Source organism: Mesorhizobium sp. M0207 (assembly GCF_040321995.1).
Taxonomy (GTDB): Bacteria; Pseudomonadota; Alphaproteobacteria; order Rhizobiales; family Rhizobiaceae; genus Mesorhizobium.
Window position 1 is genome coordinate 88,252 of the sequence record NZ_JAMYSQ010000011.1, and the last position, 16,124, is coordinate 104,375.

Sequence of the window (16,124 nt, forward strand, 5' to 3'; positions counted from 1 at the left end):
TTGACAGTTATGCTATTCCTAGATTGGGGGCGCGAATTTGCACCGCCTATGGAGGTGGCTCTTGCGCCCACAGGCATCAGGCGTCGGCACGGAGAGTGAGGGGCCTTCCTCGAGCGATGCTCCACGTGCCGGCGATGGGATACTCGCTGACCTTTTGGCGAACACGACCGAACTTTTGTCAATCTATGACCGCGACTTCCGCCTGACGCACTACGCAACCAGGCTCAAGGGCGTGTACGGAGGCGCGGTGGCGCTGGGCGCCGCCGTATGGGAGATCTACCCGAGCTTTCTCAATGCGAGGTATCGCGACGATTTCCTTCGTGTGTTCCAGGGCGGCTCTCCGGCAAGCATCGACTTGCCGTCATCATCAGGCGAAGCGCCCCGGTCCGTTTTCGTCTTCCCCACTGCAAATGGTGTGGGAATCATCGAATCAAGGGAACGCGGCGGGCGGAGCGCGGCGGAAGAGCAGGAGCATGTAGTTCTGCTCCATCAGGCAACGCACGACGTGCTGACCGGACTGCAGAATCGGCGGCGATTCGGTGAACGGCTGCAGCAAGCACTGGCGGCCATCGGCGGACCAAAGCCGAAAGCCGCCCTGCTGCAAATCGACCTCGACGATTTTAAAGCGGTCAACGACACGCTCGGTCATGGAGCAGGCGATACGCTTCTTCAACTCGCGGCAGGTCGAATCCGCGACGCGCTGCAGGACGGCGAATCTGCGTATCGGTATGCCGGCGATGAGTTCGCTGTCATCCAATTGGGAAAGGATCAGCCCGCGGAAGCCGAGCGCCTCGCTGGATCGCTTGTCGATGCGTTCAAGGAACCGTTTGTCATCAACGGCATTCCCGTCTTCGTCGGCTCGAGTATCGGAATTGCTTTCGGGCCGGAGCACGGGACCGACGGCGAGCAGTTGATGAAAGCCGCCGACATTGCTCTTTACGCAGCCAAGACGGATGGACGCGGTTGCGCTCGAACGTTCAACCGTTCGATGCTGCTCTTGCTCGAGCAACGCGAGAATCTGAGGCGCAGCCTTCGAACCGCGCTGGAGCGCGGCGAGCTTTATCTTGAGTATCAGCCGCTCATTCGACCTCCCGCGTCGGTGATCGGATTCGAAGCGTTACTGCGGTGGCGGCACCCCGAGGTCGGAATCATTCCACCCAGCGTGTTCATACCGATCGCCGAGGCGGACGGTCTGATGGACGAGATTGGACGATGGGTGCTCGAGGAAGCCTGTCGCCAGGCATTGACGTGGCCTTCCTCGCTGACGGTCGCAGTGAACGTGTCGCCGGCTCAGTTCCTTAGCGGTTCGCTAACGGATACGGTTGCTCAAATCATCGACTCAGTTGGAATCCGGGCTGACCGACTTGAACTCGAGATAACCGAGCAGGTTCTTCTTGAGAAGACGATCGATAATATCGACACCTTAAATACTCTGAACGTCTTGGGAATACGAATTTCGCTCGACGATTTTGGGACATACTATTCATCATTAAGTTACCTTAAGAATTTCCCCTTCGATACTTTGAAGATCGATCAGTACTTTATTGCGGACTTGGAGACCGATCTCAAAAGCCAAACGATCGTGCGATCGATCATGAATCTGGCGCACGGCCTGGGAATAAATGTCACTGCCGAGGGGGTGGAGACGTCGGCACAGGCACGGTGGCTGATCAAGGAGAATTGCGATTGCCTGCAAGGCAACTTCCTGGGAAAGCCGCTTGGAGCCGAGGCCATCAGCGATTTCATCAAGCGGTCCCCGCTGAGGGTGGTACGAGCGAGGGAGGCAAATCGAGCGCTCTAGCGCCTTGCACCTTTGTTAACGGTGAAGTCGAGATTTGTAGAACGATCGAGGCAGATACCGTGCATAGCTTCGAGTGGGTGCGAGACTGACTCATCAAGGGCGCGGTGAAATTTTTCTTCGCGGAGGCCCGCGAGGCCTCAATACTGATGGAACAAGTGAGATGCCGATGGGACCCGTTCATCATGATCTGACTGGCGAGCCGACTTTTGAGCCGATGATCCAGATCGACTTGGAGATCAAAGCTTTTGTCTCCGCTTGGAAACATTGCGATTATGTCTCGACATACATGGCCCGGATGATCAGTCAAAACAGGTCAGACTCGGTCCATCATGCAAATCTCTTTTCCTCTGCCTTCAACGAATTGCTGGAAGTCGCCTTTCGTACGCGCCATGCCGAAGGCGAACTGGCATGCAGGGTGTCTCGCCATGGCGCGACGGATAGGATCGAGTTGACAATTCCTTGTGTGCCGGAGGAGCGCCAATTCTACGAAGAAGCCGTATCGCAAGTTGCTGGAATAGAGGCCAGAGAACGATACCTCAATTCCTTGTCTGGGGATCTCGCGCCTAGCCGCGAGGTCGTACTCCTGGAACTGGCTGTCGACTACAACGCGACACTCTGGACCGAGGAGGCCGACGGCGATGCAATCAAGCTTGTCGTGGATCTTCCGCTCGAGGGCTTTCAAAATTGAACCCTTACGACCTTCTCCCGCGCTTCAAGGCGCAATACGACGCGAACAACCAGGAGTTCTCCATATCGGGAGTGGTCCGGCCTCAGGCGATCGATGAGCTTGGGCCCGCGATAGCATTGCTTCGCGATGCGATTGGCCGTGTGCGCGGCGTTCTCTACGTCAATGTCAGGCGCCTGACGCAGATGAACAACGCTGCGTTTCACACCTTATCGAGGATCATCATCGACGCTTGTCGCGCTCGACCCGATCTCAAATTCGTGGTCATCACATCAAGCGTCGTCGGATGGACCTCGCGAAAATTCGGTCGCCTGAGCGGAATAGAACCGAACATAACGGTCAAGGAGTATGACACCGAATTCTATCCGGGGCAGGGCTTCCTTGAGGAAGGAGGGTTCGTACCGATCCTGCGCACTCAGACAAAGATGACTTGGCGCCACGAGCGCGCAATCTTGCCGCGACACGGCATGCGGCCCGGCATCGTCATGGCCGACATCTGTTGCGGGATCGGTGATTTCGCCGTGCTCGCGCAGAAGGAGTTCCAGCCATCGCGGATCGTCGCCCTCGACCACTCCATGCCAAGCCTGAACTATGCTCGACAAGTGATGCGGGAGTTCGATATCCGGGGCATCGAGTACACCTATGGCGATGCGTCGGAGATGCTGCTCGACGAAGCGCAGTTCGACTTGGTCACTTGCCGACATTCGCTTCAAATCTTCAATCGACCTGAACTCATCCTCAAGGAGCTCTACCGCATATGCAAGCCAGGCGGTCGGGTCTATATCACCAACGAGAAGAATTCGCATTGCCTCGGCGAGCCGCGCGCCGAAAGCATTCGCTGGACCTACGACGAGGTGGCGAAGCTGTTCGGGCATTTCGAGATGGACGTCGAGTTTGGGCCCAAGAGTCGGCGATACCTGGTGGAAGCCGGATTCGAAGACATCCTTGTGGAGACCTTCATGGTCACTAACCTGGACGGCGATCCGCAGGACTTCGCCGACGTCATTGCGGCCTGGGCGGATGTCTATGCCGGGGAGATGGCGAGCAGACGCGGTGACGGACCGGAGTTCGTCGCACGGTTCCGGCAGGGCTTCCAGGATCACATTTTCGCTGCACTACACCCCAAGGGTTATGCGGGTTGGCCGATCTGGGTCGCATCGGGGCGACGGCCACAATGAAAGCCGATAACGAGCCTACACCGCGCTTCGGCCTGCGCTCCTTTCGAGCGAAATTCGTATTGGTCGTTGGCGGCGCCGTACTGTTCGACCTCCTGCTGAGCGGTGGTCTGGCGCTTTGGAACGTTCAAAAGCTGTCGCGCGACGCCACCTCGGAAGTCGGTGAGGGCCTGACGAACGCAAACCAGGAATACATTCGTTCCTATGCCGAGTCGACAGCGTTGAGCGTTGACCTGCTGCTCGATCGGGTTCACGGGGACGTCAAGGCGCTCGCTGGCGTGCTGCAGGCCCAGATCGACGATCCGAGGAGGCAGCAACAGGTCGGCGCCACGCTTTCGCATGAGGCGCCCGGCTCCGTGAAGGTTGTCTACAACGCGCAGGGCGATTGGGCGCAGAATCTGCCGGGCGCGCCTTCCGTGGTAAGCGTCTGGGGCTACCTGCTGGGCGCCGACCACAGTCCGCTGCCCAGCGTTCGGCAGGAAATAGAAGACAGTACTCTGATCGATCTCGTCGCGCCGACTCTCATGGCCAGCGGGTCGTCCAAACTGCAGATGTACTATATTGGTCCAAAGGAACGGCCGATCTTCCGGACGGTACCGTATACGGATCAGGCACAGACCTTCGACCGACTCTATCCAGGTCACAACAAGGCGGAATTCTGGGAGTTCTTCTTTCCGGGAATCTATGGTTCATGGCAGCAATGGGCCAGGGATCCCGCCTCACGTCCGGTCCCTGACGATATTACCCAGACGGCGCCTTACACCGATGCAATCACGGGAAAGTTGATCGTCAGCTTTTTCCACCCGCTTTGGACGCGCGATCGCACCGGTATCGCCGGTACGACGGGAGCAGATATCACTCTCGATCAGCTCGCGAAAGTCGTCGAAAGGGTGAAGATCGCTGAAACCGGATTCGGCTTCCTCACGATGTCGACTGGCAACGTGGTGGCGATCAATCCGTCGGGCCAGGCGATCATCGGCCTGACTTCATCGAGCGATGCGGGCACGCAGGGCGTCACCGGCTTGGAAAGGTCTCTGCGGGGAAGTACGCAGCCGGCTATCGCGTCACTACCTCTAGACAAGAACAATGACGGTGTCATTCAGCATATCATGCTCGACAATAAGGGCGAACACGTTCCCTATATTGTTGTCCTCAAGAGATTGAAGCCGACCAACTTGTGGAGTTCGGGACCGATCAAGTCCGAAACGATGTCGGTCGGGATCGTCGTTCCCGAACGGGAGATCTATGCATCCCTGTTCGCCGCGCAGGAGAGTATTTCTCGCGCAACCAATCGTATCCTGCTGTTTCAGATCGCGGCGATCGCCGTTTCGCTTCTGATTGTTTTTGCGGCCGTGCTCGGAATTTCGAAACGGATCACCGCGGGCCTCAGGGCACTTGCCAGCGCCGCCCAGCGGCTCCAGTCCAAAGATTATTCAGTCCGCGTGAACATTCCGACGCGCGACGAGGTTGGAGCGGCAGGAATCGCTTTCAACCGGATGGCCGAGCAGATCAGCTTTCACACGGAAAACCTCGAGCAACTCGTCGACGAACGAACCAGGGAACTCGGGGACGCCAATCAGGAGATTTCCGCACTCAACGAAAAGCTGCAGGACGAGAACGTCCGCCTTGGCGCCGAACTCGCGGTCGCCAGGCAGATACAGATGATGGTCCTGCCGAAACAATTCGAACTCGAAGCGATTCCGGGGCTGGAGATCGCGGCCTATATGCGGCCGGCCGACGAGGTCGGCGGTGACTATTATGACGTCCTGCAGAACGGGTCACGGGTCAAGATCGGCATCGGCGACGTGACCGGTCATGGTCTCGAGAGCGGCGTGCTGATGCTGATGGTCCAATCTGTTGCACGCGCGCTGCAGGAGACCAGCGAGGCGGATCCGCACCAGTTTCTGGATCGGCTGAACAGAGCGATCTACAAGAACATCGAGCGGACGAACACCGGAAAGCATCTCTCGCTGGCCTTCCTTGACTTCGAGGATGAGCGGGTAACGCTATCCGGCCAGCATGAGGACGTTCTCGTCGTGCGTGCGGACGGGGACGTCGAACGCATCGATACGATGGATCTGGGTCTGCCGGTTGGCCTGGAGAATGACATCTCGAAGTTCATTGCCACACGCGACATCCTGTTCGGCAGTGGCGACGTGATCGTGCTGCACACCGACGGTGTGACCGAGGCGGAAGACCAAGACAGAAGGCTGTTCGGGTTCGAGCGCCTCTGCCAGAGCGCACGAAGACGTCAAGGCGGGAGCGCCGAGGAAATCAAAACCGGGATCATCGAGGATCTCATGGCCCATATCGGGATCCAGAAGATCCACGACGACATCACCCTCGTGATCATAAGGCACACATAGCCATGACAACGCTGTTCGGGACCCCTGACGTTGCAATCGGGATGAAGGAGAGCGTCAGTCGCGTGCGGCTGTTCGACGGACCTCTCGACTTGAGTTGGCGTCATTGTGCCACGACCTCGGACTTCATCGCCGATCTTTTCGCATTGCGCTTCCGGTCGTCCCGCAATGACTACATGGAAGTGCGGCACAGCATTGGATATCTGGTCAACGAACTCATCGAAAATGCCGTCAAGTTTCGCGCACCGGGTGAGATCTTGATCGAGGCGTCGATGGATTCGGAGTGCTTCAAGCTGAAAGTGTCGAATGACGTCGATGGTGAAGATGCGTCTGAGTTCCAAAGTCTCCTGGCGGACATCACGGTTGGCGACCCCATGGACCTGCTGATACAGCGAATTGAAGCCAATGCCGCCAACCCCGACGTAGGAGGCTCCGGACTTGGATTGCTGACGTTGATGAGTGACTACGGCGCACGCCTGGCTTGGATATTCAGCGCCGCCGACGAAAGCGATCGGATCTGCGTGGAGACATATGCCTCCATTCCGATCTCGCAAATTCACAACTAGAAGAAACGAAGCCAGGCTATGGAAATCAAGACAGACGACTATCGTGTGTGGACTGAAGGAAGCGAAATTTTCTTCGACGGTGCAATGCGGCTTGCCAGTTCCGAGGCCGGTGCGCCTATCACGGCTTTGGCGACCAGTGTTCTTGCCTCGAAACCCGCTTCCATTACGCTCAATCTGAAGGACCTTCACTTTCTCAACTCTTCCGGCATCAACCTGCTGGCGAAATTTACCATCGAGGTGCGCAAGCATCCCGATGTTCGACTCGTCGTGCGTGGAACGCCCGACATACCCTGGCAGTCGAAATCATTGCCGAATCTGAAGAAGCTGCATCCCGCTGTGGTGCTTTTGATGGACTGACCAGGTCCCGAAATTTGCCAAGGGACTGCGTGGGCTTGCGGCAACCCGAGATAGTATAGGTCAGCCGGGACGATGCGGGAGCTCCGCACCGATAGTGAGAAGGTGCAGGAGCGCGGCGCCTACAGCGAATATGTACACCAGGATAAGTATTTGGATGCCAAGCTAACGACAATCCGGCCTCGTGCGCAGATGCTCGCAATGGCTCGGCGGGGGCTCGGCACAGGCGGCAGGCGTCCAAGTTGGGGGGATGTCGGGCTGTCTGTGCCGATCAGCCGCCGCGCGATCAAAGGTGGCGTCATTGAGTAAGCGTGCCAAGGTGAACGGCGGCCAGCTGGAGTTCATTCCGCCGCAGATCCCGACTCGGGTCACGGAGCCGCCCGAAGATGAGGGATGGCTTCAGGAGGTCAACCTTGACGGCTACCGAACGCAGATCATCATCGATAAAGGCGGCGTGCGTCTATACAGCAAGAACGGCCGTGACTGGGCCACGAAATACTGGCCCATCGCGCTGGCGGCCGAACTGCCATGCCGGGCTGCCATTATCGACGGCGAGGTCATTGTTCCAGGCGAGCAGGGCGCTCCCCATTGACCTGCGCAGGAAGCTGCGATCTGGCTCGAACCGAGCCGGCTGGTGTTCGTCGCGTTCGATATCCTCCATCTCGACGGTCGCAATCTAACCTCCTTGCCCCTGCTGCAGCGCAAGCAGGCGCTGTGGCAGCTCGTTGAGCACGGCCCCGGCAAGATCCAGTACAGCGAGCATTTCGAGAGCAGTGCGCTAGCGATCTTTCGGGCCATCGAGAAGGTGGGCTCGAGAGCGTAGGCGGTCAAGTCGGCCGACCGACATGCTGCGCGTTCCAGTCACCACCGCCCTGAGGCTCAAAATTCGGCCGTGTATGGACGGCTCTCCGTTGGCAAGGGTTCTATTCGAGCGCTCTGCAGTTGCTGGCTGGTGCGCCATGTGTCCGACCTGTAGGTGCGGCTCTTAATATGCCACAGGCAGGCTGATGATCGCGCCCGGCGGGCAGACCGCACACGATCCCAAGGGCAACAACGATGGGAAAGCGGCTCGGAATTTCAAACTGACCCACGACCGCTAATCTGAATCGAACCCAGCCTTCTTCCGCCGCGGACATCGGGAACGGGTCGCGTTTCGACAAAAATGTCTTGTTGGTAACGCAAATTGAAAGCAGACCCCGGTAGATCGGGCTACGGTGAAGCGAGATTGTGAGCTTGGCTAATTTGTCTTGGAGACCCGAAAATGCCACAGGCAAAGCGGATCCTGGTGACTGGAGGCGCGGGCTTTTTGGGATCGTTCTTGTGCGAGCGACTGCTTGGTGAAGGTCACGAAGTTGCCTGTGTCGATAATTTCTTCACCGGAAGCCGAAGAAACGTCTCCAATTTGCTCGACAATCATTCCTTCGAAATCATTCGCCATGACGTGACGTTTCCACTCTACGTTGAAGTTGATGAGATCTACAATCTTGCCTGTCCTGCGAGCCCCGTTCACTACCAGTTCGATCCGGTTCAGACGACCAAGACCAGCGTCCACGGGGCGATTAACATGCTAGGGCTCGCCAAACGGGTTCGCGCGAAGATCCTTCAGGCGTCGACGTCCGAAGTTTACGGCGACCCTGACGTTCACCCGCAGACCGAGGATTATTGGGGCAGGGTAAACCCAATAGGACCCCGTTCTTGTTACGACGAGGGCAAACGATGTGCTGAAACCCTCTTTTTCGACTATCGGCGACAGCACGGTCTGCGGATCAAGATAGCGCGCATCTTCAACACATATGGCCCTAGGATGCGTCCGGACGACGGCCGCGTCATTTCCAACTTCATCGTCCAAGCCCTGCTGAACGAACCGATCACGGTGTACGGCACTGGCCAGCAGACACGTTCATTTTGCTATGTCGACGACCTCATCGACGGTCTGGTTCGCATGATGCAGACGGCTGACGATCTTACTGGTCCGATCAATCTCGGCAATCCGGTCGAATTCACGATGCTAGAACTCGCCAATCTGGTGATCGAACTTACTGGAAGCCGGTCGTCGATCAGTTTTTTGACTTTGCCCGTTGACGACCCTAGACAGCGACAGCCCGATATCGGGAGCGCCTTGCGCGAACTCAATTGGGAGCCAAGAACCGCATTGCGGGACGGCCTTGTCAAGACCATTGCCTATTTTGAAGGCCTGGTTTCGTCGGGCTATGTACGGCCGGCCGCTGCCGAATGAAGACCGTCTTGGTCACCGGCGGGGCCGGCTATATCGGATCACACTGTTGCAAGGCATTCGCCGAATCGGGTTGGTCGGTGATCACGTATGATAATCTCTCGCGCGGTTGGCGCGACGCGGTTAAATGGGGACCGATTGTCGAAGGCGACATTTCCGACGCCGAGGCCGTGTCGGCGGCTCTACGACAATATCGGCCTGATGTGGTGGCGCATTTCGCCGCCTACGCCTATGTGGGCGAGTCAGTCGAAAATCCCGGACTCTACTACCGAAACAACAGTTTCGGGTCGCTGGTGTTACTCGAGGAGATGTTGAAGGTCGGCGTGGGCAAGCTGATCTTTTCCAGCACATGCGCATCGTATGGAGTTCCGGTTCGCTCTCCGATTGACGAAACGCATCCGCAGTCGCCCATCAATCCCTATGGATGGTCGAAATTTATCATAGAACGGATGGTGGATAATCTCTCCTATGCCCATGGCCTCGACGCGGTCGTGCTCCGGTATTTCAACGCGGCCGGATGCGATCCCGACGGCGAGGTCGGCGAGCGGCATGAACCGGAAACACACGTCATACCCCTCGCTATTGAGGCGGCTGTCAGGCGGGACCGGATTTTTACCATCAATGGCATCGACTTCGATACCCGCGATGGAACCGCGGTGCGGGACTATGTCCATGTCACCGATCTCGCACGTGCTCACGTCCTGGCAGGGGAGAAGCTGCTGCGCGACAAGGGTGTCCACGTCTACAATCTCGGGACTGGAGCTGGAACGACGGTGAAGGAGCTGGTGGATGCGGTCAGCCGGGCATCGGGATCGCGCCTTCCTGCGGTTTACGGTCCGCGCAGGGCAGGTGACCCGCCAGCGCTTGTGGCCGCGGCCGACAAGGCGCAGCGGGAACTTGGCTGGGTGCCTGAGCAATCCGGAATAGACAGGATCGTCGAGACGGCGCTGGCCTGGTACCGTAGCCGATTATGACAGGTCCGCCACGCTGCCGTGGCCGAGAGAGCAGCAAAGACCGGCCGACCAGCTCTCGATTCACTGTCGGCGCCGGACGGAGGCGATGGAGAGGCTCCGGGTTTGGACGCGCGTCAGCGTTGAGGGCAACTGAAGAAAAATAGAGCAGGGCCATCATCCTTTGTCCTCAGCGTCAGAGGCACATACGATTTCGTGCTGGCGACCTTGGTATTGAGGAACAACGACGGAGGCAGGTCCTTGGCTGTTGACTCTGCCGTTCTCTATCCAAATGACGTTGCCTGCATCACGCGCCGTTTCTATGCGGTGCGTGATCAGCAAAATTGTCCTTTTGCCAAGCTGCCTGTCAATCGCACGCCGTACTTGATCCTCGAGCGCGGTATCGAGTGCGTTCATGGCCTCATCCAGGATCAGGAAGTCCGGATTGCGCAATACAGCTCGTGCCAGGCCAATGCGCTGTCGCTGGCCGCCGGAAAATCGCAGCCCCTCCTGCCCGATCCAGGTATCGTAGCGATCGGGGAGGTCTTCGACGAATGACGCGACGCCGGCACTGCGGGCAGCCACAATGATCTCTTCTTGGGACGCGTCGGCTTTGGCCATGCGGATGTTGTCTGCCACCGTGCCCTCGACGAGGTCGACGTCCTGACCCGTTACGGCGATCTTGGACAGCCAGTCGTCCCGCCTGATGTCCTGCAGCCGGGTGCCGTCAATCTTGATGTCGCCAGAGGTCGGTTCGTACAGCCGTAAGAGGAGGTTCACGATCGTCGTCTTGCCAGCGCCACTTGCGCCGATCAGCGCCGTGGTTTCTCCGGCTGGTATATCGAACGACAGGTCCGTGAGCACCGGCGCATTTTGATCATAGCCAAAGCTCACGTGCTCGAAAACGATACTCGCGTTCAAATTCCCGAGTGCGATGGTGCCTTGCGATGGATATTCCTTGTCCTCGGACTGGACCATCTCCAACACCGAGCGCAGTTGCGGCTGCATCTGCGCCAGAAACAGCAGGTTGCTCTCGAACTCCTGCGTATGCGGCTGCAGCCGATAGAGGAGGGCGACAGCGGCCAGCGTTACCTCGAAGCTGATATGCCACCACCCGGAGACCAGGACGATGGAGCCCAACATTCCCAGATAGCCGATCTCGGTCGCTGGGCCGATCCAGGACGAAAGGCGAATCAGGGACAGCGATGCGTCGCGCGCGGCCGCCGACGATTGCACGAAGCGACGCTGATGTAGCGCCTCCTGTCCGTAGGCGCGAATGGTGCGCAACGCCTGGAGTGTCATGAGCATATGCTCGCCGAGCGATTGATGGATTTTCTTCACCCGATGTCCCAGGTCCCGCGCGGGTCGCGAAAAGATGCGCAAGATCGCCGAGATCGCGATTGAGCCAAGGGCTGCGATCACCAGGATCTTCCAGGAGATCGTGAAGAGAAAGACGGCGAACACGAAAATAGAGCAGCTGTTGATGATGAGTCGGGTCACTGCACCATACGCTTGCGCCACCAGCCACGATTCGGTCCCGAGCACCTCCATCAGTTGCGATTGCTCGTGCTGTCGGATGGATCCGAACGCGACTGTGAGATATTGTTCGTGGACGAGGTTGCGCACGCGCTCGCTGATCCGTTCGCCGATGCTGGAGCTTATCAACGAATACAGCAGCGCCAGCGCTCCACGAGCGAAGATGAGTAGGAGGATCGCGAAGGCGAGCCGGGTAGGACTACCGAGCCAGGCGACTGCCAGGCCCAGCGCTCGGCCCTGAAGGCCATTTCCAGCATCCGTGATTCGGCTGGACACCAAATAGAGGAACAGCAAGATCAGGGTGATGCCGAGCGTCTCGGCCAAGGATGACAGAAAGCCAAGAGCGAGCAGAGCGGGCGTCGCCCAGCGCGGCTTGCCCACGATGCGAAGCAGGTGCGAAAGATCGCGCAACGAAGCACGGACCGCACCGCGGCGAATGCCTTCTTTCGCGGCGCTCATTCCAGTTCCCCGGTTGGGAAGCGTACGATCACCTGCGGGCGGACAGGCAGGCGGCCGCGGACCAACTTCGTCGCGGCGCGTTTGGCCAAATGCGCCCCGATCCGGGGCAAATCCACGGCGATTACCCGCATGGCGATCGCGGGATGACGGCGAAGCAGCAGTGACAGGATCGGAAGCACAAAGCGCGGGTGCCTCTGACGCAAAGTCCGCTCCAGGAGCCACGCCGAATAGAAATGCAGGCCTTCACGCAGCGTGGTTGCCGCATCCGGGTGGCGGCCGAGCATCTCGTCCACCACCAGCATCCAGGACCGCAGCATGCGGGTCATGTTGCTCGACATATTTCCCGGTAGATAGCGATATCCCACCAGCGGCTCTTCGACGACTTCGAAGTGGTAGGTTTCGGCAACGCGACAATAGAAGAGGATATCTTCACAACCCTGCGCGCCGGCCTCGCGCAGCCCAGCCTCGAAACCATCGGCGTCTATCAGGGCCTGCCGGTGTACCAAGGCTGCGCTGCCATTGCCAACGAAATTGCCGTGGAAAAGGCGCTCAAGCACATCGCCCCGCCAGTTTGGCCGATGCTGATCATCCGTTACCGCACTCTGAGCATCGATGACTCGATACCAGCAGTAGACGAGCCCCACTTTCTCGCCTGCCCGATCGAACGCGGCCAATTGCCGCTCAATCTTGGTCGGCGCCCAGAGATCGTCGGCATCGACGAATGCGATCAGATCGGATTGCGCCGCTTGCCAACCCGTATTGCGGGCGGCGGCCACGCCGGCGTTAGCCTGCCGGATCAGCCGCACGCGAGGGTCGACCTCCATGTGGTGTCGGGCGATGGTGACAGTCTGGTCGCGCGAGCCGTCGTCGACGACAATAATCTCGAGCGCGCGGTGAGACTGGGACCGAACGCTGCGGAGCGTCTCGTCGATTGTATCTTGCGCATTGTGAGCGGGGATAATGACGCTGACGAGTTTGCCGTTCATTCGAGCACCGCCTCTACCATGGCGACAAAGTCATCGAGCGAACGGTCCCCACGCACCTCGATGCGTGGAAGGTCGATTGGATCGCAATCGAGGTCCGCCGGCCCCTGTCTGCCGCCGAAGCCGATTCGATAGCCGCATTCCTTGGCCAGCCTGCCCAGCCGTCGGTCCGTGACGGAGAAAGGCGCCGCGAATGCCGTCGTTGGCCTCCCGGTCCACCGCTCGACGAACATACGCGAGCGCAGCAACTCAGCGGCCAGCTCGGAGCTCGAAAGGCCATCGATGGCGCGATGCGTCGCCAGATGGCTCCCAAAGAAGGCACCTTCGCCGGCAAGGCGTCGCACGGTCTCGGCGTCCATGAGTGGTGCCGGGGGACCGCTGTCGGCATCCCATTGTGCACGTTCACCCACGAAGTCCGTTACCAGGAAGACTTCGGCCGTCAGGTCGTTGGCGCGCAGGATTGGCCAGGCATGGTCGGCAAAGTTCTGCAAGCCGTCATCGAAGGTGATGAGCACCGGACGGCCCACGAAAGGGTGACGGTTGGCAATGAACCATTCGAGCTGCTCTGACATGATCGCGTGAAAGCCATTGGCGCGCAGCCATGCCATTTGGCTGGCGAATGCGGCGGGCGCGAGCCGAAAACGGGCGAGTGCGGCCGGACCTTCATCGGAGACGCCGTGGTACATGAGAACGGGAATGCGCTGCCGCCGCTCGCTACGCGCAACCTCACCGCGCAGCGCCCGTGCCCCGCCCCAGACGATGTTTCGCGCGACGTCCGTCTCGATGGCCGCGCGGATGGGGAGGTGGTCGAGCGTCGGATCCGCCGCAAATTCTGCCGGGGACAGGCGGCGAAAGCGGTCGATGCGATAGAGATCGGTCTGGATCGATCGCTCAAGGACGAGGCCTTCGGTCGCGGCCAGCGTCTCCGAAATTAGTCGCGCGCCGAACTTGTGGTCCCAATCGAAGCCTGTCCGTTCCATATTGTCACGAAGCACGAAGGCGTGCGCGCTGATGAAACTGCCGCCGGGCGCCAACGCCTCGACGATCTTTGAGGCGACGCGCCGCAACTCGTCGAGATTGTCCAGGAAATAGAGCACTTCCGAGCAGATGATCAAATCCATCCCGTCTGGCAGTGCATCCGCAAGAAAATCCAGTACCCTGAATTCGATATTCAACTGGTGTCTGCAGCGCGCGCGCGCCCGCTCGATGGCAATAGCGGAGATATCGGTCGCGATCAAATGGCCCACGCGCGGCGCCAGCTGCCGCGTGAAATGGCCCTCCGCGCAGGCCAGCTCAAGCGCCCGTCCGATGGGACCGGCAGGCAGAATTTCGAGCTGCCGCTCATATTTTTCCTGCTCATAGGGCGAACCGTAGTTCCAGGGATCCTCGATCGCAAAATGGCGATTCCAGAAAGATGTGCGGTCATTGTCGCGCCCATCCGCGGCCCGTGCACGGCGCGGCGCTGCAAAAGGCTCTTTAGTTTCGGCGCTCGACCGAACCAGCGCCTGCGCTTCCGCGGCCAATCCCGCGAGTTTGCCGAAATGGCTGTCCCGATCAGACCGGCGTCGCGCCATGGACAACAATGCCTCGGCTGCAGACATGTTTGACTTGTCGGCACCGGCGCCCTTTTGCGGTGCATCCACAGGCGATCGCCTCGCAAGTCGCGCGGCACGCTTCCAGAAGCGGGACGCCATGCGGCTATGGCCGGAGAGATTGCCTAGAAGCCGCTCAGGGGGCACGAAAGCCAGGATCAATTCAATCCAATGACGCCTTGTCACTCTCCCGAGTACACCGAACTGCACGAGAGCTTCGATCTGCCCTTCCATCATTAGGTAGACATAAAATTGATCGATCCCCTCCGGAAGTTCGGTCGAGCCCGGATGCCGAACATCGACGCGTATCCCCAGCGTTCGCGCCAGCCTGCGCGGTGCGGCAAGATCATCGAAGTCGAGGAGCATTTGGTCAAGATGATATTGTACGCGGCGGCCGGCGGCAGGGTCGCTCCAGAGATTGCTGAGTTCAATCACCAAGTCGGTGAGGGGGCCACCGAACCTGTCCCATCTGGCGGCCAATTGCTGCGGCGTCGATAGACTTCCTACCATCAGGCCGTCGAAGACCACCTTAGCGATCTCAGGCGCCCATTCGTATCTGGCCGGGAGCGCGCGCAGGATCCGCGAGGGGATCGAGCCGCCGCCGCTGCCGCAATCCGACGCAGCGTTCCACAAGGCGAACCACGCGAGTGCTTCGCAAGCGGCGCGGCCGTCCAACGGGTTCGCTCCCTTGGCGTGTGCAGACGCTGGGTGTTTGACTCTGGGGTCGGCAGAAAAGCCGCGGGTAATCACGATCTCCGCATCTGATATCATCTGCGTCGAATTTCGGGTGAGCGAATTGGGGCTCGCCCGATAGAAGGCGAGCGGCTCGTCGACCATCACCCAACGGTTCCCGAGACGTGCGACGCGCTGCCACAAATCCCAGTCCTCGCAGGTGGCCAGCGACACATCGAAGCCGCCTAACTCGACGATCGTCGCCCGGTCGATCAGCAGCGCGTGAGTACGGATGGCGCACCGGCGCGCGAATGTTTCGAAGGGTTGGATCGCAACCTCGGGGGCGATGCTCGACGGGGTGAGTGCGCCATCGGGCATCACGCGCCGAGAACCGCAATAAGCGGCCACTGCATCGGGAGCGGTTTTCAATGCGGCCAGCATTTTGGCAAGGAAGCTGGCGTCTACCCAATCGTCGGCATCCAGGAACATTAGCCAGCGTCCGCGCGCTGACGAGATCCCCTGATTGCGCGCGCCGGCGGCGCTATGGGCAGAGGAATTCACCGTGCGAAATCGAGCATCGCGCCCAACATAACTGGCGATGATTGCGGCAGTACGATCATTCGAGTCATCGTCGACGATGATCGCCTCCCAATCAGTAATGTCTTGATTGATGAGACAATCGAGTGCTTGTGCCAGCGTCAGCTCCGCGTTCCGGGCAGGCACCACGATTGAAACCGAGGGATTGTCCGCCACGT

At 59.3% G+C, this 16,124-nt stretch carries 11 protein-coding genes and 1 pseudogene; 9 read left to right on the forward strand and 3 right to left on the reverse strand.

Features of this window, described 5'->3' with window-relative positions:
- The first annotated feature begins 154 nt into the window (after nt 1-154).
- The 9 genes and pseudogenes from NKJ15_RS16695 to galE all read left to right on the forward strand — a co-directional run bounded on the left by NKJ15_RS16695 (nt 155) and on the right by galE (nt 10,151).
- Nucleotides 155-1,801: a putative bifunctional diguanylate cyclase/phosphodiesterase gene (locus NKJ15_RS16695; protein WP_352816285.1), complete on the forward strand. Its 1,647-nt coding sequence runs from the start codon at nt 155-157 to the stop codon at nt 1,799-1,801.
- A gap of 166 nt (nt 1,802-1,967) precedes the next feature.
- Nucleotides 1,968-2,489: a ubiquinone biosynthesis methyltransferase UbiE gene (locus NKJ15_RS16700; RefSeq protein WP_502906676.1), complete on the forward strand. Its 522-nt coding sequence runs from the start codon at nt 1,968-1,970 to the stop codon at nt 2,487-2,489.
- Complete coding sequence (locus tag NKJ15_RS16705; RefSeq protein ID WP_352816289.1) at nt 2,486-3,664, forward strand: methyltransferase domain-containing protein; 1,179 nt, start codon at nt 2,486-2,488, stop codon at nt 3,662-3,664. Before NKJ15_RS16700 ends, NKJ15_RS16705 begins: the two co-directional genes overlap by 4 nt.
- Nucleotides 3,661-6,027, forward strand: coding sequence for a SpoIIE family protein phosphatase (locus NKJ15_RS16710; RefSeq protein ID WP_352542259.1), 2,367 nt, complete (start codon nt 3,661-3,663; stop codon nt 6,025-6,027). Before NKJ15_RS16705 ends, NKJ15_RS16710 begins: the two co-directional genes overlap by 4 nt.
- Nucleotides 6,028-6,029: 2 nt before the next feature.
- Nucleotides 6,030-6,590, forward strand: coding sequence for a slr1658 superfamily regulator (locus tag NKJ15_RS16715; RefSeq protein ID WP_352542258.1), 561 nt, complete (start codon nt 6,030-6,032; stop codon nt 6,588-6,590).
- 18 nt (nt 6,591-6,608) lie between these two features.
- Nucleotides 6,609-6,947, forward strand: coding sequence for a slr1659 superfamily regulator (locus NKJ15_RS16720; protein ID WP_352542257.1), 339 nt, complete (start codon nt 6,609-6,611; stop codon nt 6,945-6,947).
- A 316-nt stretch (nt 6,948-7,263) separates the two neighbouring features.
- Nucleotides 7,264-7,767: pseudogene (locus tag NKJ15_RS16725) on the forward strand (ATP-dependent DNA ligase).
- A gap of 438 nt (nt 7,768-8,205) precedes the next feature.
- Nucleotides 8,206-9,180, forward strand: coding sequence for a UDP-glucuronic acid decarboxylase family protein (locus NKJ15_RS16730; RefSeq protein WP_352816292.1), 975 nt, complete (start codon nt 8,206-8,208; stop codon nt 9,178-9,180).
- Nucleotides 9,177-10,151 carry a UDP-glucose 4-epimerase GalE gene (gene galE, locus NKJ15_RS16735; protein WP_352542848.1) on the forward strand — a complete coding sequence of 325 codons (975 nt, stop codon included), beginning with the start codon at nt 9,177-9,179 and terminating at the stop codon, nt 10,149-10,151. Before NKJ15_RS16730 ends, galE begins: the two co-directional genes overlap by 4 nt.
- A gap of 153 nt (nt 10,152-10,304) precedes the next feature.
- On the opposite strand, the gene NKJ15_RS16740 is transcribed toward galE, so the two are convergent.
- From NKJ15_RS16740 to NKJ15_RS16750, 3 genes are read right to left on the reverse strand one after another with little or no spacing between them, the layout of a single operon-like run.
- Complete coding sequence (locus NKJ15_RS16740; RefSeq protein WP_352816294.1) at nt 10,305-12,122, reverse strand: ABC transporter ATP-binding protein; 1,818 nt, start codon at nt 12,120-12,122, stop codon at nt 10,305-10,307.
- Nucleotides 12,119-13,108 (reverse strand): glycosyltransferase family 2 protein, encoded by a 990-nt coding sequence (locus tag NKJ15_RS16745; protein WP_352542850.1) that lies wholly within the window; start codon nt 13,106-13,108, stop codon nt 12,119-12,121. Before NKJ15_RS16745 ends, NKJ15_RS16740 begins: the two co-directional genes overlap by 4 nt.
- The gene (locus tag NKJ15_RS16750; protein ID WP_352816296.1) at nt 13,105-16,122 is read right to left on the reverse strand and encodes a trifunctional glycosyltransferase/class I SAM-dependent methyltransferase/polysaccharide deacetylase; all 3,018 of its coding nucleotides are present in this window, start codon (nt 16,120-16,122) and stop codon (nt 13,105-13,107) included. Before NKJ15_RS16750 ends, NKJ15_RS16745 begins: the two co-directional genes overlap by 4 nt.
- Nucleotides 16,123-16,124 lie beyond the last annotated feature (2 nt).

What these genes read in the sequence shown, in the direction of transcription:
- NKJ15_RS16745 (WP_352542850.1), bottom strand. Translation starts at nt 13,108, where the DNA reads ATGAACGGCAAACTCGTCAGCGTCATTATCCCCGCTCACAATGCGCAA.
- NKJ15_RS16710 (WP_352542259.1), top strand. Translation starts at nt 3,661, where the DNA reads ATGAAAGCCGATAACGAGCCTACACCGCGCTTCGGCCTGCGCTCCTTT.
- NKJ15_RS16730 (WP_352816292.1), top strand. Translation starts at nt 8,206, where the DNA reads ATGCCACAGGCAAAGCGGATCCTGGTGACTGGAGGCGCGGGCTTTTTG.
- NKJ15_RS16720 (WP_352542257.1), top strand. Translation starts at nt 6,609, where the DNA reads ATGGAAATCAAGACAGACGACTATCGTGTGTGGACTGAAGGAAGCGAA.
- NKJ15_RS16740 (WP_352816294.1), bottom strand. Translation starts at nt 12,122, where the DNA reads ATGAGCGCCGCGAAAGAAGGCATTCGCCGCGGTGCGGTCCGTGCTTCG.
- NKJ15_RS16700 (WP_502906676.1), top strand. Translation starts at nt 1,968, where the DNA reads ATGGGACCCGTTCATCATGATCTGACTGGCGAGCCGACTTTTGAGCCG.
- galE (WP_352542848.1), top strand. Translation starts at nt 9,177, where the DNA reads ATGAAGACCGTCTTGGTCACCGGCGGGGCCGGCTATATCGGATCACAC.
- NKJ15_RS16715 (WP_352542258.1), top strand. Translation starts at nt 6,030, where the DNA reads ATGACAACGCTGTTCGGGACCCCTGACGTTGCAATCGGGATGAAGGAG.